At 52.4% G+C, this 20,070-nt stretch carries 17 protein-coding genes and 1 pseudogene; 8 read left to right on the top strand and 10 right to left on the bottom strand.

Translation table 11 applies throughout. From position 1 onward, the window contains the following. Nucleotides 1-96 precede the first annotated feature (96 nt). Nucleotides 97-2,001 carry a multicopper oxidase domain-containing protein gene (locus tag QT397_05150; protein WNZ56748.1) on the top strand — a complete coding sequence of 635 codons (1,905 nt, stop codon included), beginning with the start codon at nt 97-99 and terminating at the stop codon, nt 1,999-2,001. A gap of 455 nt (nt 2,002-2,456) precedes the next feature. Further along, nucleotides 2,457-2,966 (top strand): annotated as a pseudogene (locus QT397_05145) (IS5 family transposase). A gap of 31 nt (nt 2,967-2,997) precedes the next feature. Here the strand turns inward: QT397_05145 and QT397_05140 are convergent. After that, nucleotides 2,998-4,160 (bottom strand): IS3 family transposase gene (locus tag QT397_05140; protein WNZ56747.1). Its coding sequence is split into 2 segments (ribosomal slippage): nt 2,998-3,902 and nt 3,902-4,160, totalling 1,164 coding nucleotides; the frame shifts between segments, so codons are not numbered across the junction. Between the two features lie 49 nt (nt 4,161-4,209). Between QT397_05140 and QT397_05135 the strand changes: the two genes are divergently transcribed. The 3 genes from QT397_05135 (at nt 4,210) to QT397_05125 (ending at nt 5,822) form a co-directional block, all read left to right on the top strand. Further along, nucleotides 4,210-4,665 carry an IS5 family transposase gene (locus tag QT397_05135; protein WNZ56746.1) on the top strand — a complete coding sequence of 152 codons (456 nt, stop codon included), beginning with the start codon at nt 4,210-4,212 and terminating at the stop codon, nt 4,663-4,665. Nucleotides 4,666-5,002: 337 nt separating this feature from the next. Continuing rightward, nucleotides 5,003-5,329, top strand: a complete 327-nt coding sequence (locus QT397_05130; GenBank protein ID WNZ56745.1) for a hypothetical protein — start codon at nt 5,003-5,005, stop codon at nt 5,327-5,329. A 130-nt stretch (nt 5,330-5,459) separates the two neighbouring features. Continuing rightward, on the top strand, nt 5,460-5,822 hold the full coding sequence (locus tag QT397_05125) for a hypothetical protein (protein WNZ56744.1): 363 nt from the start codon (nt 5,460-5,462) through the stop codon (nt 5,820-5,822). 50 nt (nt 5,823-5,872) lie between these two features. Here QT397_05125 and QT397_05120 read toward each other — a convergent pair whose 3' ends face one another. From QT397_05120 to QT397_05085, 8 genes are all read right to left on the bottom strand, one after another. Beyond that, the gene (locus tag QT397_05120) at nt 5,873-6,772 is read right to left on the bottom strand and encodes a hydroxymethylglutaryl-CoA lyase (GenBank protein WNZ56743.1); all 900 of its coding nucleotides are present in this window, start codon (nt 6,770-6,772) and stop codon (nt 5,873-5,875) included. Then, complete coding sequence (locus QT397_05115) at nt 6,772-8,772, bottom strand: acetyl/propionyl/methylcrotonyl-CoA carboxylase subunit alpha (protein ID WNZ56742.1); 2,001 nt, start codon at nt 8,770-8,772, stop codon at nt 6,772-6,774. The genes QT397_05120 and QT397_05115 overlap by 1 nt, the downstream gene beginning before the upstream one ends. A gap of 5 nt (nt 8,773-8,777) precedes the next feature. Beyond that, nucleotides 8,778-9,575 carry an enoyl-CoA hydratase/isomerase family protein gene (locus QT397_05110; protein ID WNZ58501.1) on the bottom strand — a complete coding sequence of 266 codons (798 nt, stop codon included), beginning with the start codon at nt 9,573-9,575 and terminating at the stop codon, nt 8,778-8,780. A gap of 72 nt (nt 9,576-9,647) precedes the next feature. Further along, nucleotides 9,648-11,255: a carboxyl transferase domain-containing protein gene (locus tag QT397_05105; protein WNZ56741.1), complete on the bottom strand. Its 1,608-nt coding sequence runs from the start codon at nt 11,253-11,255 to the stop codon at nt 9,648-9,650. 118 nt (nt 11,256-11,373) lie between these two features. Continuing rightward, nucleotides 11,374-12,543, bottom strand: a complete 1,170-nt coding sequence (locus QT397_05100; protein ID WNZ56740.1) for an isovaleryl-CoA dehydrogenase — start codon at nt 12,541-12,543, stop codon at nt 11,374-11,376. Nucleotides 12,544-12,653: 110 nt separating this feature from the next. Then, nucleotides 12,654-13,070: a MerR family DNA-binding transcriptional regulator gene (locus tag QT397_05095; protein WNZ56739.1), complete on the bottom strand. Its 417-nt coding sequence runs from the start codon at nt 13,068-13,070 to the stop codon at nt 12,654-12,656. 98 nt (nt 13,071-13,168) lie between these two features. Next, complete coding sequence (locus QT397_05090; GenBank protein WNZ56738.1) at nt 13,169-13,459, bottom strand: hypothetical protein; 291 nt, start codon at nt 13,457-13,459, stop codon at nt 13,169-13,171. 86 nt (nt 13,460-13,545) lie between these two features. Continuing rightward, nucleotides 13,546-14,280 (bottom strand): hypothetical protein, encoded by a 735-nt coding sequence (locus QT397_05085; protein WNZ56737.1) that lies wholly within the window; start codon nt 14,278-14,280, stop codon nt 13,546-13,548. A 310-nt stretch (nt 14,281-14,590) separates the two neighbouring features. Between QT397_05085 and QT397_05080 the strand changes: the two genes are divergently transcribed. Beyond that, nucleotides 14,591-14,812, top strand: coding sequence for a hypothetical protein (locus QT397_05080; protein ID WNZ56736.1), 222 nt, complete (start codon nt 14,591-14,593; stop codon nt 14,810-14,812). A gap of 83 nt (nt 14,813-14,895) precedes the next feature. Next, a complete protein-coding gene (serB, locus tag QT397_05075) occupies nt 14,896-15,699 on the top strand; it encodes a phosphoserine phosphatase SerB (protein WNZ56735.1) in 804 nt (267 codons plus the stop codon). Between the two features lie 427 nt (nt 15,700-16,126). On the opposite strand, the gene QT397_05070 is transcribed toward serB, so the two are convergent. After that, nucleotides 16,127-18,070, bottom strand: coding sequence for a M1 family metallopeptidase (locus QT397_05070; GenBank protein ID WNZ56734.1), 1,944 nt, complete (start codon nt 18,068-18,070; stop codon nt 16,127-16,129). Nucleotides 18,071-18,381: 311 nt separating this feature from the next. Here QT397_05070 and QT397_05065 point away from each other — a divergent pair, with 311 nt between their 5' ends. Then, entirely contained in the window at nt 18,382-20,043 is a 1,662-nt protein-coding gene (locus QT397_05065; protein WNZ56733.1) for an alkaline phosphatase D family protein, read from the top strand. The last annotated feature ends 27 nt before the right edge of the window (nt 20,044-20,070 follow it).

Below are 20,070 nucleotides of genomic sequence, written 5' to 3'. Positions count from 1 at the left end.
GGCCCTGTACACCCTTCCCTGCCCCCAAGTTAACTCCACCGATACCGCTTGTTTACCTATACTTGACTGTTAAATACTTACTGCTAAAAACAGCCAATGTTTCGGGTAATCTTTTCCCTGCTGTTGTTAATTCCCCTTGCCCTGACTACAGCTGAAGATGCGGCTAAAGCAACTCCCCTGCGGCTGCTGGATCCAGCAACTGTGGATAAGTTCGTCAATGAACTGCCAATACCCGTAGAAATCCGCCCTCAGGGCTCAGCCTCGATTAAACTACCCGCCCGCCCCACTGAAGTTTGGATGGGGCTACGGGATAAGGAAGGCAAACGTTTAATGACAAAAGCCTGGGGTTTTGAATATGCAGGTCGCATCCACTCTCCTGGCCCTACTATTCGCGCCCGAGAAGGCCAACCGGTATTTGTACACTGGGCCAATGAGCTACCGGGTCCGCATCTATTTCCTGTGGATCGATCCATTCACCTCGCCGACGTAAAAGATCCAAAAGCTGTACCTATGGTTATCCACCTTCACGGCGGGCATACAGAGTGGAAAAGTGACGGCAACCCCCTCGCTTGGTACACCCGCAATTACCGTGAGACGGGACCATTATTTGAGAAAAGGATTTACGAATACGACAATTCCCAGGATGCCGCCACTATCTGGTATCACGACCACACCCTAGGCATGACGCGCCTTAATGTTTACGCAGGTCTATTCGGTTTTTACCTGGTTGGCGATGACAATGAAGACCGTCTGATACAGGAGAGGCTCCTCCCTGCAGAAGAGCGCACTTTTGTAGCCGCTATTACAGACAGCTTGTTTAGCTCCGATGGGCAGCTGTATTTTCCTGGCTGGAGGGACCAGCCTCCATCACCGGTTTCCCATGAGGTGGTTAAGGCCAATTGGCCCAATCCGTCCCATCTCGACGAATTTTTTGGCAATTTTATTCTGGTAAACGGTATGACCTGGCCCAAAGTCAGTGTCACTCCACACGTCTATCGATTGCGATTACTCAACGCATCTGATACTCGCACACTGATACTCAGGATCGACGAAAATACACCCTTTGTACAAGTCGGCGGTGACGGCGGATTTCTCGATTACCCTGTAAAATTGAACGAGTTGATATTGGCACCCGCAGAGCGAGCAGATGTTTTAGTAGATTTCAGCGGTTATGAAGGACGTGAACTAACACTGCGAAACTTTGGACCGGATGTCCCTTTTAAAGGCTTTGTAGAGGCCAATGACCCAAAGAGTTCGATTCCACTTGTCTACAACCCGGGAGGTAAACGCGTATTAAGCGATGGACGCGGCGGCATCACACCAGCTACCGATCCAAATACTACAGGCCAAATCCTACAATTTCATATTGCTTCAACACCGATCCCCCCTTCTAATAAACAGAAATCAGAGATTAAAAATACCACTGGAGATTTAAAACTCAGCCTAAATACTCCCTTGCGCACCCCACTTAATAGGCTTAACCAAGCCAGTCGCACACGACAACTTGCCACCTATCGGTTGGATGATCCCTATGGCCGCAATCTGCTCATGTTAGGTCCAGTAAAGGAGGGCTCCCTATTTTTTGAAGACCCTACTACAGAAATAATCCAACACAACGCCGTTGAGATCTGGGAAATATACAACCCTACAGTATCGGCTCATCCAATCCATATTCATCTGGTGGAATTCCAGGTACTGGATCGCCAGCCTTTTAAAGGAAAACTTATTGCCAAGCAGCAGAAATTTATGCATACAGATAAGATATTTCAGGGTGCACGCCTGGAAATAGAATCTCTACAGGGAAAACCCCTTCCACCACAACCAGAAGAAAGCGGCCCCAAAGATACGGTCATCGCGCTTCCCGGCCAAGTGACCCGGGTAATTGCGCGCTTTGACCGCGAAGGCCTTTATGTATGGCACTGCCATCTACTATCCCATGAGGATTACGATATGATGCGGCCATTTAGGGTAATGGAATCAGAGCCAGTAAATAGCAACTAATCTACCAACCTTAATTCAATGCCTTAGGCCAGCAAAAAATCAAATAAATCAAATAAATCAAAAAGTGTCTAGCCGCCAGTTAGATCCAAATACGGCTTTAACTATTAAATTATAAATATAACACCAACAATAATCTTAACTCCCTCAACGACATCTACATCTTCCACCACTTAAAAGCCAATTAAAACAACAGAACTTTAAAAAAAATATCGATGAAACGCACCATCACTGGCAATTATAATTCATCAGCCGCACTTGAGAAATCAGCCCTGCAAAGATGTTTACAGAAAATAATGAAAAAAATAAAAATATCAATTATTTGCTAAACAATAAGATATCTCCACCAATAGTGCCACGAAAACCAAACCTTAAGATATTAAAACATCTAGGGAACCTCTGAATAATTCTGAGTCAATTTGGTAATATTCACCTACCCATCAAGACTACGATGAATCATGCACCAAGTCACCTTTGCCGAAGCAGAATATAAGCTAAAGCGTCGTATAACTCGCCGAGAGAAGTTTCTTTCTCAAATGGAAACCCTCGTCCCATGGCAGCGACTAGAAGCTCAGATCACTCCTTGTTACCCACAAGGTAAACGTGGCCGACAGCCATATCCATTGAGTGTCATGCTTCGTATTCATTGCATGCAGCTATTTTACAATCTCAGTGATCCCGCTATGGAAGATGCACTGTATGAAATTGAATCCATGCGTAGTTTTGCTGGATTGACTTTGAGTAGCCCAATTCCCGATGAAACAACGATTCTTAACTTTCGCCACTTACTGGAGCTCAATCAGCTAGGTGCAGCTCTTTTTGATGAAATCAACAAACACCTTGCTGAGAATGGGATGGTACTGCGTGAAGGCACGATTGTAGATGCCACTATTATCTCTGCGCCAACTTCAACTAAGAATGAAAAGAAAGAACGTGACCCGGAAATGCATCAAACAAAGAAAGGCAATCTGATCCTACCCATCAACAACGAACACACCACTAAGCGACTAGTTGTTCCTCAAACGCCTCAGGGCTGAGATAGCCATTGGCGCTGTGTAAGCGATTTCGATTGTAGTCTATCTCTATATACTCAAATACGGTTTCTCGCATGAGGCACCTTGTAGGAAAGCGGTTACCATGGATTGCTTCTACCTTAAGTGAGTGGAAGAACGTTTCTGCACAAGCATTATCATAGCAATTACCTTTGGCGCTCATGCTGCACCGCAGATCATACGCTGTAATTAAAGATTGATAATCTTTAGAACAATACTGGCTTCCCCTGTCAGTATGCACGATAACATTCGTAGGTTTCTTACGTCGCCATAAAGCCATTTGAAGGGCGTCACAGACCAATGTAGCCGTCATCGTTTCTGACATCGCCCAACCAATAATCAGCCGACTATATAGGTCTATCACTACAGCCAGATATAACCAACCTTCTTCCGTTCGTAGGTAGGTAATATCCCCAGCCCATTTCTGATTCGGCGCTTCAGCATTAAAGTTCTGCTCAAGCAAATTTGGAGCTACTGGCAGACCATGTTTTGAGTAGGTTGTGGCTTTATACCTCCTGCCTGCTTTAGCCCGTAGGCCCTGTCGACGCATGCTGGCAGCAATTGTTTTCTGATTATATTTACTCCCCTCACTGGCCAACTCCTTCGTCAGACGAGGGGCGCCGCTACGTTCTTTGCTGGCTATAAAGCGCTGCTGTACCAAGCTATCGAGCTGCATTCGGTACTGCTGGTGCTTGGATTGGTCAGCCGATCTTGAAACCCAGTTATAAAAGCCACTGCGAGATACGCCCAATACCTTGGCCATCGCTTTGATGCTGAATTCATGCCTGTGCTTTTGCATGAAGGCGTACCTCATTTCAGGCTCTTTGCAAAGTACGCTGCGGCCTTTTTTAAGATCGCCAGCTCCTCTGCCTGCTCAGCCAGCTGCCGCTTAAGTCGAGCATTTTCTGTGGCCAGCTCTCTCTCCGCATCCCCTCGGCTCTGATGTAACTTAGACTTACTTCGCCATCCGTAAATCTGGGAAGGATGCAATCCAAGCTGTTTAGCGGCAACGCTTACCCCGACCTTGAGCGCCAGTGCTAGGGCATCCTTCCTATACTCCTCTGAGTATTGTTTACGAGTGGTTTTGGTTGGTTTATTTGATCTTGTCATAGAGCACCTCTGCTGCGTAGTTTATCGCTTAAGAGAGTGTCCATCGTTGATGGGTAGGATCAATCAGTGGCATTTTGGGATGAAAATGCATATCGGGGTTGATGATGTGCTCGGAGTAATACATAGCATAGATACAACAGCAGCGAATTCGCATGATGTCACAACCACAGAGCGAGTTCTCCACGGGGAGGAGAAAAGAATCTGGGGAGACTCTGGGTACATTGGTGCGGAGAAACGTGAAGAGTTGAAAGAGCGGGAGGCGGATTGGTATATAGCAATGAAGCCGAGCAAGCTAAAAACTCTTCCAGGGCGTGATGCACTCCGTAAAGCGGAAAAGATCAAGGCGCAGATAAGAGCGAAGGTCGAGCACCCCTTCCGCTACATCAAACGGGTATTTGGTTATGACAAGGTCCGCTATCGGGGACTGGTAAAAAATACTGAGAGGCTGTGCTTACTGGCAGGCTTTACCAACTTATTAATAGGGAGAAAATACTTGGCTGCCTAGGGGTGGTTCGCCTGAAACCCACCTATTGAGGGTTTCAGATGAAAAATTAGGGGACTATTACGCGAAAATTACGCGTTTGTGCGTAATAAAGTGAATTTTTCAAGCAGCTCAGCTTAATTCTGGAAAAATGCTTCGTTGATCAGAGGATCCCTAGAGCAGTTCAGCATTGAGGGCAATAAAAGACACAACCTCCCTCAAAATCTGGACATACGTTCCACCAAGCAAAATCTCAAAAAGGAGAAAACTATATGCAAAAACATAAAATTATTTTATACTAAAATATAAACCATCAAATCCAAATATAATCATTCTGATTAAAACTAATCAAGAGATCCAGATGAAAAAATTTTTGACTGCAACTATATTACTTGCATTCTCCGCAAATGTTTTCTCTGCTGCTTGGACAGCAAAAATAACAAAGATCCAGGCCGAAGGCATTGGAGAGAACTATAATGTTTTATATCTTGATACCGATATAACTAACTCTATGTGTGAGAACACAAATGCACAAGATAGAATTACCATAGTAAATGAAGCCCAGCATAGCACTGCTCTTGCTGCGTTGATGGCAGGGAAAATTGTACAAGTTATGGAAAGTGGCACAAATTGTAATGAAGCTGGACTAGCCAACATAAATTATATAATGATTTACTCTGATAAATAAGCCGCTGCCGATGACCATTCTATTATTAGAAATAACGTTACTTGCACAAGCAATATCACAGAATAGAAAAACCACTTAATAGTTTCCATCCTATTTACAGAGAACCAAAAAAATATTAGTTTTTATGAAAATGAAAAATTTATTCTCCGGACTACTACTCGCGCTACTATCCAGCACCAGTTTTGCATCAAGTACCATTGAGCCGAATAAAACTATCGAAGGTATTACTACTTATAAATACTACGCGGTTATTAAATTCTCACCAGATGCTATTGGTGACGAATTAGGGGAAGACTGCTCATCTGGGTCAAGTAACCATGTAGTCATAGAGTTCGATCACAATGATGGAACAGACAATAATGACACTAAAGAGCAATTTTCATCACTTATGGCTGCATATTTTGCTAAATCTAATACCGTAGGTTTTGGAGTAGAGGGTTGCAGAGAGGGTAACGGAAATAACCACCCTCTGATTTATCGGGTAGATATCTGATCTTCAAGTTTGTAGTTTCAGGGCGGCGCTCTAACCGCCCCAGAAATTCCTCAGCAGGGCACCAAAGCCTTAGCCACACGGGAGTTAGTCACCCTCCCCAGCTGTTCAGAAATAAAGTTCCCAGCCTCTGCCAGCAACTGTAAATCCACGCCGGTTTCAATACCCATGCCATTGAGCATATAAAGCACATCCTCACTGGCAACATTACCGGAAGCGCCGCGGGCATAGGGGCAGCCGCCCAGGCCGGCTACGGCGGAATCTACTACTGCGACACCCATTTGTAAGGCCGCGTAGATATTGGCCAAGGCCTGGCCGTAGGTATCGTGGAAATGCACAGCAAGTTTTTCCACAGGTACACGGGCCATCACCTGCTCCAGCATACGCTTGGCGGATTCCGGGGTGCCGACACCGATGGTGTCGCCGAGGGAAATTTCGTAGCAACCCATTTCCAATAGAGCGGCACTAACTTCTGCCACTTTGGCCGGGTCAATATCGCCTTCATAGGGGCAACCAAGTACGCAGGATACGTATCCGCGCACGGGTATGCCGTCTTGCTTGGCCTTTTCCACCAGTGGGCGGAAGCGCTCCAGACTCTCAGCGATACTGCAATTAATATTTTTCTGGGTGAAGGCTTCCGAGGCCGCACCGAATACGGCGACCTCATCTGCTTTGGCTTCCACTGCGCGCTCATAGCCTTTTAAGTTTGGCGTGAGCGCGCTGTAGATAACACCGTCTTTGCGCTGGATACCCGCCAGCACTTCCTCGCTGGCGGCCATTTGCGGTACCCATTTGGGGCTGACAAAACTGCCGGCTTCAATAACCGACAGCCCACTGGCACTGAGCTTGTCCACCAGAGCGATACGGGTCTCCACAGAGATAGGCTGCTTTTCATTTTGCAGTCCATCGCGGGGGCCCACTTCGACGATTTTGACTTGCTTGGGCAAAGTCATTACTGCTCCTCCCCGGCAAAATCCACCAGCAGACTACCGCCATCCACTAATTCACCTTCGGCACAGAAGAACTGCTGTACGGTGCCAGCGGCTGGAGCCCGCAGGGTGTGTTCCATTTTCATGGCTTCCATTACCAGTAGCGGCTGGTCTTTTTCCACCATAGAGCCGGCCTCAACCAGCAGCGAAATTATGGTGCCGTTCATGGGGGCATCGAGGCCGTGGGCCTGGTCATTGCTCTCGCCCATATCCGGTGGCAACAGCTTGAATTCCACCTGAGTGCCATCAATAAATACAGCCCCACCATCGCGGGTATCCACGGCGGAGAAACTCATGCGACGGCCATCCACCAGCATCAAGTCGCGCCCTGGCAGCAGGCGAATGTCACCGCTGTTTTGTTCCTCAGGCAAGGCATCGCAAGTCCAGCGCAGGCTATCGCCCTCCGCAACAAAGCGAATTTGAGCGTGCTGGCCACGGTAGTCCACGGTCTGGGTGCGACTGCCAGCCAGAGCATTGCGCCAGTTATCGCCATTGTGCCAAGGGGAGAAAGGGTCCCACTGAGGTGCACTATTGCGCAGATCGCGCTCTTCACGCTGCTGCAAATAACCGGCAATAGCAGCACATTTCAACGGCGTCAGTGTCTGCTCCTGATGCAGTACTTCCGCCTCGTAGTCCTCGATAAAGTGCGTCGAAATACAACCGCTGGCAAAGGCTTGGTGATTGATCACTCGGCGCAGGAATTCGATATTGTGGCGCACACCGGCAATCTGATAATCACGCAGGGCGCGATCCAATTTGGCCAGGGCTTCTTTGCGGGTGCGGCCGTGGCAGATCAATTTGGCGATCATCGGGTCGTAATGCACGCTGATTTCATCGCCAGTCTGCACACCGGTATCCACCCGCACACCCTCGCCTTCCGCCGGGGGCTGGTGGCGCACCAACACGCCGGTTGCCGGCAGGAAATCATTGTCCGGGTCTTCGGCGTAGATGCGCACTTCCATGGCGTGGCCGTTGATCTGCAGCTCATCCTGGCTCATGGGCAGGGTATCGCCAGCGGCAACTGACAGCTGCCAGGCCACAAGATCCTGGTCGGTGATCATTTCCGTCACCGGGTGCTCCACCTGTAGGCGGGTATTCATTTCCATAAAGTAGAAGGCACCGCTGGCATCCAGCAGGAATTCCACCGTGCCGGCCCCCACGTAACCAATCGCGTGGGCCGCGCGCAGGGCCGCTTCACCCATGCGGGCGCGCAGCTCCGGAGTCATGCCCGGTGCGGGAGCTTCTTCCACTACTTTTTGGTGGCGGCGCTGCACCGAGCAATCCCGTTCAAACAGGTAGACGCCATTGCCCTGCTGATCACAGAACACCTGGATTTCCACATGGCGGGGACTCACCACATAGCGCTCTAGCAACATAATGTCGTCGCCAAAGGCATTCATGGCCTCACGCTTGGCAGCGGCCAGAGCTTCGTGGAATTCATCGGCACTGTCGACACGGCGCATTCCCTTACCACCGCCGCCGGCAGCAGCTTTCAGCAATACCGGATATCCGATGCGATTGGCATGGCCTTCCAACAGCTCTTCATTTTGATTGGTACCGTGGTAACCGGGCACCAGAGGCACATTGGCCTCTTCCATAATACGCTTGGCCGCGGACTTGGAGCCCATCGCCTCAATCGCGCCGGTGGGTGGGCCGACAAAAATAATGCCGGCGCTATCGCAGGCGCGGCAAAACTCCGCATTTTCCGACAGGAAGCCATAACCCGGATGGATGGCATCGGCACCAGTCTGCTTGGCAGCAGCCAATACTTTGTCGATATCCAGATACGAATCCCTGGCCTGGGCCGGACCTAAGTGCACCGCTTCGTCCGCCATCTGCACATGCAGGGCGTCGGCATCCGCATCGGAATAAACGGCGACAGTGGACACCCCCAGGCGGCGTGCGGTCTTGATAATGCGACAGGCAATTTCGCCGCGATTAGCTATTAACAGTTTGCGAATCATAAAAATTACCCTTCGCTACCATTCATCCAACTGGGTGCACGCTTTTCCAAAAACGCACTCAACCCTTCCTGTCCCTCCGGCGACACACGAACGGCAGCGATCAGCGCGCTGGTCTGCCCTTGCAACTCATTATTAATAACCCGGTTGGACATGGACATGGCCAGCTGTTTGGCCATTGCAACTGCCTTGGGGCCGTTGTCGGCAATGGCGTTCACTAATTTCTGCACGTGCAGATCCAGATCGGCCTCGGCACAGACTTCGGATACCAAACCGATCTGTTCCGCGCGCTCGGCGGGGAAACGTTCCGCTGTGACAAAGTAACGACGCGCATGGCGAGTGCCGATAGCATTGATGACATAGGGACTGATGGTGGCGGGCAGCAACCCGATTTTGACTTCGGACAAACAGAAGCTGGCGCGCTCAGAGGCCACGGCCATATCGCAGCAGCTCACCAGGCCCACGGCCCCGCCAAAAGCGGCGCCCTGTACTCGCGCAATGGTGGGCGCAGGAAAAGTGTCGAGCTTGTACAGCATGGCGGCGAGCGCAGCTGCGTCGCGGCGGTTTTCCTCTTCTGAATAAGTCGCCATGCGCTTCATCCAGTTGAGGTCGGCTCCGGCAGAAAAGCTCTTGCCATTGGAGGCCAGTACCAGCACACGTACAGCGGGGTTTTGCGCCAGGGTGTCAAAGGTGGTGGCCAGCTCGTGGATCAGTTCATCATCAAAAGCGTTGTGGATTTCCGGCCGGTTCAGGGTGACCGTGGCCACGCCCTCGCTATCCACTTCGCACAGCAATTTATCGCTCATTGTAATTCCTCGATTGGGGCGTCTATCAAAAGCGGCACCGGAACATTTCGCTGGCGCCGCAACCACGGTTCCTTACATGCGGAACACGCCGAACTTGGTCTCTTCCGGTTCCTTGTGGCTGGCCGCCGCCAGGCACAGACCGAGCACGCGGCGGGTATCCGCCGGATCGATAACGCCGTCATCCCACAAGCGCGCGGAGGCGTAGTATGGGTGCCCCTGGTGTTCGTAGTTATCCACAATCGGCTGCTTAAACTGGCGCTCTTCCTCTTCGCTCCAGGATTCCCCTCGGGCGGCCATCTGGTCGCGCTTCACCTGGGCCAATACGCCAGCAGCCTGTTCCCCTCCCATAACCGAGATACGCGCATTGGGCCACATAAACAGGAAGTTGGGATCGTAGGCGCGGCCACACATACCGTAGTTACCGGCGCCGAAAGAGCCGCCGATAAGGATGGTAATTTTGGGCACCTTGGCGGTAGCGACAGCGGTCACCATCTTGGCGCCGTGTTTGGCGATACCGCCCGCCTCGTACTGCTTGCCCACCATGAAACCAGTGATATTTTGCAGGAAAACCAATGGAATCTTGCGCTGCGCGCACAACTCAATAAAGTGCGCGCCCTTCTGCGCACTCTCCGCAAACAGGATGCCATTATTGGCAACAATTCCCACCGGATAGCCCTGGATACGGGCAAAACCGGTTACCAGGGTGGTGCCGTACAACGCTTTAAATTCATCGAACTCAGATCCGTCCACAACCCGCGCTATAATCTCGCGCACGTCAAACGGCTGGCGCGAATCTTTGGGCACCACGCCGTAAATGTCTTCCGATGGATAAATCGGCTCCACAGGCTTTTGGATATCCAGGCCAGGATTTTTGATACGGTTCAGGCGAGCTACAGAGCGGCGCGCTAACTGCAGGGCGTGTACATCATTATTGGCGTAGTGATCGGAAACCCCGGAAGTGCGACAGTGCACCTCGGCACCGCCAAGTTCCTCCGCGGAAACTTCTTCACCGGTGGCCGCTTTCACCAGGGGCGGGCCCGCCAGGAAGATGGTGGCCTGCTCTTTCACCATAATGGATTCGTCTGCCATGGCCGGCACATAGGCTCCACCGGCGGTGCAGCTACCCATAACCACCGCGATCTGCGGAATATTCTGTGCAGAGAGATTGGCTTGGTTAAAGAAGATGCGACCGAAGTGCTCACGGTCTGGGAAAACGTCGTCCTGGCGCGGCAAATTAGCACCACCGGAATCCACCAGGTAAATGCATGGCAGATTGTTCTGCTCGGCGATGGTCTGCGCGCGCAGGTGTTTTTTTACTGTGAGGGGATAATAGGTTCCACCTTTTACAGTGGCATCGTTAGCTACTATCACACAGGGCTGACCGGAAACGGTGCCAATACCGGTAATAATACCCGCGGCCGGAACATCCTCACCGTAAACCTCGTGAGCCGCCAGCTGGGAGAATTCCATAAAAGGGCTACCCGGATCGAGCAGCGCATCGATACGGTCCCGTGGCAATAATTTTCCTCGCGCCAGGTGTTTTTCCCTTGCGCGCTCGCCGCCGCCCTGGGCGATGGCTTCCACTTTCTCGCGCAGGTCTGCCACCAGCGCCTGCATCTGCTCGCGGTTTTCGCCAAAGGCGGCGTCGCGCGTGTTTATTTTGCTCTGCAACTGATTCATAAAGTCCGATTCACTTTCCCGGAGAAAAGACCTCCACAGGGCGCAGCTTATTGCCGCAGTGCCCGGCTGGAGACAGCTGCCGCCGACAGGCGCCGGCGGCGAGAAGAAATGCCCAGCCTTAGCGGGTCTCTTTAAACAGCTCGCGACCAATCAGCATACGGCGCACTTCAGAAGTGCCCGCGCCGATTTCGTAGAGCTTGGCATCGCGCAGCAGACGACCAGTGGCGTACTCGTTGATGTAGCCATTGCCGCCCAGTGTCTGGATAGCCTGCAGGGCCATCTGTGTTGCGCGCTCCGCAGTAAACAGGATTACAGCGGCGGCGTCCTTGCGCGAGTCCTCACCGCGATCACAAGCCCGGGCCACAGCGTACAAGTAAGAGCGGCTGGCATTCAGGTCAGCGTACATATCGGCGATCTTGCCCTGCATCAGCTGGAACTCACCGATGGCCTTGCCGAACTGCTTGCGCTCGTGAATATAGGGAACCACCACATCCAGGCAGGCCTGCATAATTCCGACAGGGCCTCCAGAGAGAATCGTGCGCTCGTAGTCGAGACCGCTCATCAATACGCGTACACCGCCGTTCAGTTCACCGAGGATATTTTCTTCCGGCACTTCACAGTCTTCGAACACCAGCTCACAGGTGTTGGAACCGCGCATGCCCAGCTTGTCGAGCTTTTGCGCCTGGGAGAAGCCGGCAAAACCGCGCTCAACGATAAATGCAGTGATACCACCGGAGCTGATGCCCGGCTCAGTGCGAGCGTAGATCACATAGGTATCGGCATCGGGACCGTTGGTGATCCACATTTTATTGCCGTTCAAAACAAAGCGATCACCGCGCTTCTCGGCGCGCAGTTGCAGACTTACCACGTCGGAACCGGAGTTGGGTTCACTCATGGCCAAGGCGCCTACATGTTCACCGGAACACAGCTTGGGCAGGTACTTGAGCTTCTGCTCACGGGTACCATTTTTACGGATCTGGTTTACGCACAGATTGGAGTGGGCACCGTAGGACAAGCCCACAGAGGCGGAGGCGCGGGAAATCTCTTCCATGGCTACAGCGTGTGCCAGGTAACCCATATTGGAACCGCCGAACTCCTCTTCCACGGTCATGCCCAGCAGACCCAGCTCGCCAAACTTTTTCCACATGTCCGCTGGAAACAGGTTCTCTTCATCGATCTGCGCCGCGCGCGGGGCCAGCTCCGCCTGGCAGAACTTGTAAACCATGTCACGGAGCATATCGATGTCTTCACCGAGACCGAAATTCAGGGTTGGGTAGGAGGTGTTCATAACGGCTCCACTGATATTTAAAAATGTCTTTAATTCAAATAACCGCCTTGGCGGCTGTTCAATACCACATGAGGCAACTGCGCCACTCTTGGCACAGTGCCGAAATCTGTTTAGGAAACGCTGCTGTCATCGCTTTGCGCCAGGGACTCACGGGCCCTGGATTCAGCTTCATCCAACTCTTCCATCAGGCTTTCAATATCCCGCAGTTGCTGTTGTAACTGCAGTCGCTTTTGCGCGATGCGCTCCAATAGACGGTGCAACTGCTCTACATTGCCGTGGGCCGGGTCGTACATATCGATAATTTCGCGGCTCTCATCCAGGGAGAATCCCAGCCGCTTTCCGCGCAGAATCAGCTTTAGGCGCACACGCTCTTCGGGACTATAGACGCGAGTCTGGCCGCGACGCTCCGGATTGAGCAGGCCCTTGTCCTCATAGAAGCGGATGGCGCGAGTAGTGATATCGAACTCCCGCGCCAGCTCGGAAATGCTGTAACTATGGGGCTCCATTTGGCTTGCTTCTGCTTTCATAACGACTTCCTCAAGATGCCATCAAGCCTAGCAAGAGTTTACGTTAACGTAAACGTAAAGCACGCGCCAAAAAAGAACCCTAAGGCACTTCCAGTCACTTAGCCTACGGGGGTCCTGTGGGGAGTAGACTCAGCGCCGAGCAGCTGTTGCAACTGATTGTTGAGAAGTTTTTGATAGGAAGGGGTTAGGCCGGTCACCTCCAATGCCCAACCGGCACCGTGGTGCTCAATTCGCCCCACCAGGGAACTGTCCTCAAGAAGTTCCGGGTGCAAAAACAAGCCACGGGACTGGTTGAGTAGCTGATCGGCACAGAAATCCGGACTCTGTGGCTGGGATGGGACTACCGCCAGAGCCAGCTTCAAACCGGTCGCACGGCTAACGCTCTGCATCTCCCGCAGCAATAAACCACAGCAGACTGCGCGGAAGGCCGCATCAGTTCCAGAGAAATCCAGGCCGATCTGTGGCCCAGCGCAACTCAGGGGGTGGCACCGTATATGCGCTGCAGCAAACGCATACGTCCATCTAGCTCCCGCTGCAAACCCTCCAGGGCGCTGCGACTTAACTGGTTGCCCAACTGCGCCCAGTTGAGGGGGCGAAGATAAAGCCCAACGCTGGGCTCGGTAACTTCAGCTACAGCTTGAGCAGACTCAGTAACTTGTGCGGGCAATTTGCGCTCCCGGGACAAGCTACCGGTAAGCAGGGCCGCAGCTGCACTAAATGGCAGGGCAAAAACGAGGGTCAGCAACAAGCTGGCCCAAGGGAAGGTAACGGAATTACCGGGCTCAAACGCTACGGTAATATTGCCGGCAATACTATCGTGCAGGACCACTGGCTCGGTGATCGTCTCCCCCTCTTTCAGGTCCCCCACTTCGGCCAGGGAATTCGATTCCACATCCTCAATTAAAATGCCAGAAACCATTGGAAGCTCCAGCAGTTGGCGAGCGATCAGCTGTAAGCTGATACGATCCCCGGCCACAATACTCTCCAGGCTCTGCCCCGCGAGAATAGTTGCTGCCGCCTTCGCGGTAACTCTGTCTCGCTCTATCTGGCCGGTGCGCTGCTGACCATAAAAATGCCCCAGTGCCGCCGCACAGAATATTGCCAGTGTTAGCCAGATAACCAGTGCCAATAAACGCTGGCGGGCGCGTTTGGACAACTGTGCTAATTGAGCCGGTATTTTGCGAAGAATAGATACAATGGAAACTGACATAAACGGCGGCAGACATCTTGCGTATTGTTTTTTTACTATTGCCCCAGCTGTTTTGGAGCAGCGAGCATTTTAACGGTAGGCACCAAAATTGTGCATACCCAATTAATTCCTGAGCGATTGGTAAAGCAGATGGCGAAATAGTTCAATTCAACTCGCACAATTCGAAAAGGAATTTTACTCCCCATTCGAACTGAGCCCATTAAAAACCCTGCTGACCGGCAGTCAATGAAATTAAAGCCCGGCAATTTTAGCGAAGAATCTCATAAGAGCTATAATGCGCCGGACATTTAATTCAATCGGGACAGAGCTTATGGGTGATCAAATAAATTCACAGGAATTCCACCTCTCCCTGAAACAGATTTCCCAGGCTTCAGGAAGTGGCACCCTGCGCTACCTGAGCTATCGAGATCAAGTCGCCAAGCTCGGCCTGGAGTATTCCGGTGTAGCCCCTTTTCCCGGTGAGGCTACGGACTTTACCCCGCCCCCGAAGAACCGAGTGCACTTGAAGCCATTTGGTGTATCACCCTGCTGAGCCCCTCTGCCTCCCTATCCCAACTCCAATACCTTCTGCGATTTTTTGATGAACAACAGTGGAGCCTATTCACCGCTGATACTTTGGCACAAAGACACGATCGCACCGTTATCCGCTTCCAAATTGATGGCGACCTCGATTTTGACAGCGCGCGCCTGGCCTGCCTTGGAGTGGCCGATGAGTTGGGAGTAGACCTAACAATCCAGGCTTCTGTTACCCAGAGAGTGCCAAAGCTGGCGGGCTTTGATATGGATTCAACCCTGATTGATGCTGAAGTCATTGACGAGCTGGCAAAAATTACTGGTATCGGTGATCAGGTTGCCGCCATCACCCAATCGGCCATGGCCGGGGACATAGATTTCTGCGAGAGCTTTAAACGGCGTATGGCCCTGCTAAAAGGTTTTTCCGAGCAGCGTTTGGCAGAAATTGCCCGGGAATTGCCGTTAAAAGAAGGGGCCTATGAGTTACTGGCAGCCTTGCGCGCACTGGGCTGCAAAACGGCACTGCTTTCCGGCGGCTTTACCTACTTCGCGAAATTCCTGCAGCGAGAGCGCCTGCCCCTGGATTATATCCATGCCAATCAACTGACATTTGCCGAAGGGGCCCTCACCGGCGAAGTAGTGGAACCCATTATTGATGGCGATCGCAAACGCAAGTTACTGCAGGAAATTGCCGGAAGCTTAGATTTGGCACTGGAAAGTGTGGTCGCTATGGGTGACGGCGCCAACGATATTCCCATGTTGAATTTAGGGGAAGTGGGTATCGCCATTCACCCCAAGCCCAAGGTGAGGCTACAGGCCCCCCAGGCCATCAATCTGTTTGGCCTGGACGCCGCCCTCTACTTATTTGGTCTCAATGACCAACAAATTGCCAAGCTCGGGGTATAACCCGGCTTAGCTCTTAAAGCATCGCGTGAGGAAAAGGGAAACTGGGCCGCTTGTTGTGATCCGTGCAAGCACTGGGCCCGGGTTTCTGCCCACAACTGGCAAGAAAAAGCCCCAGGACAACTATTAGTAAAGCCCGTTTATACATAGGTGCCTCCCTTCCTGAGTAAAATCTCTGGGCAGCAGAGTACGCAAAGGCAATCCATTTGAACAGCCGTTTAATGATTTTTATGCCAGAAATCTGGCGTATTAATCACGCTATCGTACCAGTTCACTTAGCTATAAAAACAAACTGAAAGAATGCCCATAAAAAATATTTTGTGGAGCAAACTTTAGCATTAGCCAAAGTGGAAGGGAAAAAGAAAGGGGAGAGTTGCCGCAACTCTCATATTGACCTATGGGAATTGCGACAACTGGGAAAAGAGAGCGATTAACTCTCTTTTTTACCGTAAATAACCAGGCTATTTACTTTTACCGTCAGCGGGTGATAACCCACCTTGGCGCGCTCAAAAATACGCGCAGCCACGTCTTTTTTACCGGTCTCAACCATATTGCGATATAGCGGGCGCAGGAACTTGTTGCGGCCGATACTGGTGAGGAAATTCTCAAGGCGCTCGAAGGCCGGCTCATAGTCGTTGCGCACTGCGATCATCAGCCAGCTGAAAGCCACCTCGTTATTGCGGGATTCGGTCAGGCCAAAGGCGCCGTCCAATTCCTTCAACTGCGCTTCCGTCAGTTTCTCCGGCATACCATCGAGGAAGTACTTCCACTGGTGGAAAGTCCAGCCTTTGGTATCAATATCCTTCGCCACCAGTTTGCCGTCCAGCCACTGTTGACGTACTGGATCCAATTTAGTGAAGGCATCGGACTTCGGATGCGGCGCACCTTCGGGAATACCCGGATCGAAGATCCACTGAAGGATGCGATCGCGGTCCAGCTTGTCGGCGTGCTCAACCAACAGGGTCTTGTCGAGATACTTGACGAAGTCCTCGGTGGTGATGCTCTGGAAGGAGAAGTGGTTGAAGTACTCCATCAGGAAGCGGTCAAACGCTTCGCGACCTACTTTCTGCTCCAGCTCATACAGGAATAGGGAACCTTTCTCGTAGGGAATATTGGAGAAGACTTCATCGGGGTCACGTCCGCGCAGGTCGATCGCCATAATCTCATCGCGGGGCTCTTTATCAGCCAGATCCGCTTGCAGATCGTCATAGCCCAGGGCCATTTCCATCTGGTAGCGCTCATCACCGTAGACGAACTGCATAATGCGGTTAGTCAGGTAGGTGGTGAAACCTTCATTCAGCCAAAGGTCGCGCCAGCTGGCATTGGTCACCAGGTTGCCGGACCAGGAGTGGGCCAGTTCGTGGGCAATCAGGGCTACCAGGCTCTTATCGCCTGCGATCACCGTCGGAGTGATAAAGCTAAGGCGCGGGTTTTCCATACCACCGAAGGGGAAGCTGGGTGGCAGAATCAGCAGGTCGTAACGATCCCAGTGGTAGGGGCCATACGCCTTTTCGGTCACTTCCAGCATGGATTCGGTATCGGCAAACTCCGCCGCTGCAGATTCCAGCATGGAGGGCTCAGCGTAGACACCGGTGCGCTCACCCATAGGTTTGAACTGCAGGTCACCAACCGCCAGGGCAATCAGATAGGAAGGAATGCGCTGGGGCATCTCAAACTCATAGACGCCATCTTTGGCTGACTGCGGGTCATTGTTCGCACTCATGACTGCACGCAGTTCTTTCGGAGTGCGTACAGTGGCGTTGTAAGTGATACGAACTTTCGGGGAGTCCTGCAGCGGAATAAAGCTGCGCGCGTGAATCGCCTGGGCCTGGGTAAACAGGAACGGATGCTTTTTACCCGCAGTCTGCTGAGGCTCCAGCCACTGAACACCGGAGGCGCCAGGCGCTGTACGGTAGCGGATAGTAATGCTGTCGGCATCTTCCGGAAGCTCAATATTCAGCGGAGTGCCCAGGTGACTGTCTTTCTCGCCCATGGAGAATTTTACTGGCGCGCCATTAGCGGATACAGAAACCACTTCCAGTTCGCGGGTATCCAGTACCATCGGCAGGTTCTTGTCGTTGAGACGCTTGAAGTCCAACTTGGCTTCACCTTCAAGAACCTTGCGGGAGAAGTCGACAGTCAGGTCCAGATCCAGGTGTTGCACCTGGTAATCATTGCTGTTGGCAAAAGAGTGGTAATCCACTCCGGACTGGGGCGCTTTTTCAACACCCGGCTTCTTCTCGATCACAGCGGACGCCTTCATCGGCGCGCTCGCACTGTCTACTTCGGCCTTGGAAGGCTCCGACTTGGAACAGCCACCGGCAACGGCAAGGCCGCCAACGATCAGACTGGTACACAGTAAACGGGGCAACATGGGTCTACTCCCTGAGTTCAGCTTTTCAATTTGCGCCACAGGATACCTGACAGAGCGCAGATGAGAAACGACAGGGGACTCTGCACCCGCCGTAAGGGGGCTCACTGATCACCCACTCGAGCCACGGGTACCGACGGTCATGCCGCGTTTTGCCAATAAACCAGATTAATGTCTCAGTTTCGTCGCCTTAGGACGAATTTCATGACTAATAGCAGCGAGGGAAGAAAAATACTGACCGGGAATTAATACATCGTTCACTTTCCAGATTCAGACTGCGGTTCTTTTATAACAAGCACTATAAGGAGAACCCCATGTCTCTGTCCCGGAGGCGGTTTCTACAATTTTCCGGCGCAAGCCTGGCGGCCCTGCCCCTACTGAAAGCCTACGGTTCCGGCCAGGAGCCCTTCCAGCACGGCGTAGCCAGCGGTGACCCCCTGGCAGATCGCGTAATTCTCTGGACTCGTATCACTCCGTCTGCAGACCCAGAATTCCAGTCCATGGTGCCCTACACCTGGCAAGTCGCCCTGGACCCGGAAATGGCTATGGTGGTCAATAGTGGCAGCGGTATTACCGGGCCCGATGTGGACTACACCATCAAAGTGGATGCCAGCGGTCTGCAACCCGGCACCAGTTACTACTACCGCTTCTACTCTAACGGTATCGACTCGCCCATAGGCCGCACTCGCACCCTGCCCATCGGCCATGTGGATAAACTGCGCTTTGCGGTGACCAGCTGCTCCAACTATCCCATGGGTTATTTCAATGTTTACCGGGAAATTGCCCTGCGTGCAGACCTGGATGTGGTACTGCACCTGGGGGATTACATTTACGAGTACGGACCCGGTGGCTACGGTACCGGCACGGGCCTGGGACGAGAGCCAATCCCCGCCAAGGAAATGGTGGATATCCAGGATTACCGCGAGCGCTACGCTCAGTACCGCTCCGACCCGGATTTACAGGAGGTACACCGTCAACACCCGTTTATCTGCGTCTGGGACGACCATGAAACCACTAACAACGCATGGGCTGGCGGTGCTGAGAACCACAATGTCCAAGATGGCGAGGGCGACTGGTTTGTACGCCGCTCGGTAGCCAACCAGGCCTACTTCGAGTGGATGCCCATCCGCGATAACGGCATTTTTGATCTATTTGGTGACAGGGCCATCTACCGCAGCTTCCGCTTCGGCAACCTGATGGACCTGATGATGCTGGATACCCGCATCGCCGCGCGCTCCGAGCAGGCCAACTGGTTTGATCAGCAGACCGCCGACGACCCGGAGCGCAGCATCCTCGGTACCCAGCAGGAACAATGGCTGCACAACAGCCTGACCCAGTCCCAGTCGGATGGCGTACGCTGGCGGGTATTGGGGCAACAGGTAATGATGGCGCAACTCACCCTGGCCAGGGATTTGTCTGTGAATATGGACCAGTGGGATGGATACACTGCTTCCCGCGAGCGCCTGTTCGGCCATATTGCCGACAATAATATCGACAACTTTGTCGTCCTCACTGGAGATATCCACAGCTCCTGGGCCTGGGATCTGGCCAGCAATCCTTTCAGCATCTTGAAATACGGGCGCCTGACCGGACGCGGTGCTCTCGGCGGAGAATTTGTCACCCCCGGAGTAACCTCCAGCTTCCTGGACAAATCCCACCTGACGGATGTTGCAGCGATTGCTATGGACGGGTTAATACCACACCTCAAGTGGGTAGAGATCACCCAGCGCGGTTACCTGTTGATGGATGTTTCCCACTCCCGCGCCAAGGCCCACTGGTATCACGTAGATACAGTCACCAGTCAGAATTACAACGCCAGCCTGGCAAGGATTTATAAGCAGGAAGCGGGGCAGAACCATATCCAGCGTGCCTGGAGTGAAAGCACAGCTGATGAGTTGGTACCGGCACCGGCACCGCAGTACGGCGCCCTAGCGCGCAATACCATCGCCGCCCTACGCAGCCGCTACAACGTCTGATTTGCAGGCAATAAAAAACCGCACCCC

Source organism: Microbulbifer sp. MKSA007, assembly GCA_032615215.1.
Taxonomy (GTDB): domain Bacteria; phylum Pseudomonadota; class Gammaproteobacteria; order Pseudomonadales; family Cellvibrionaceae; genus Microbulbifer.
Note: the sequence above shows the minus strand (reverse complement) of the source record. Positions and strands in the feature narration are given on the sequence as shown.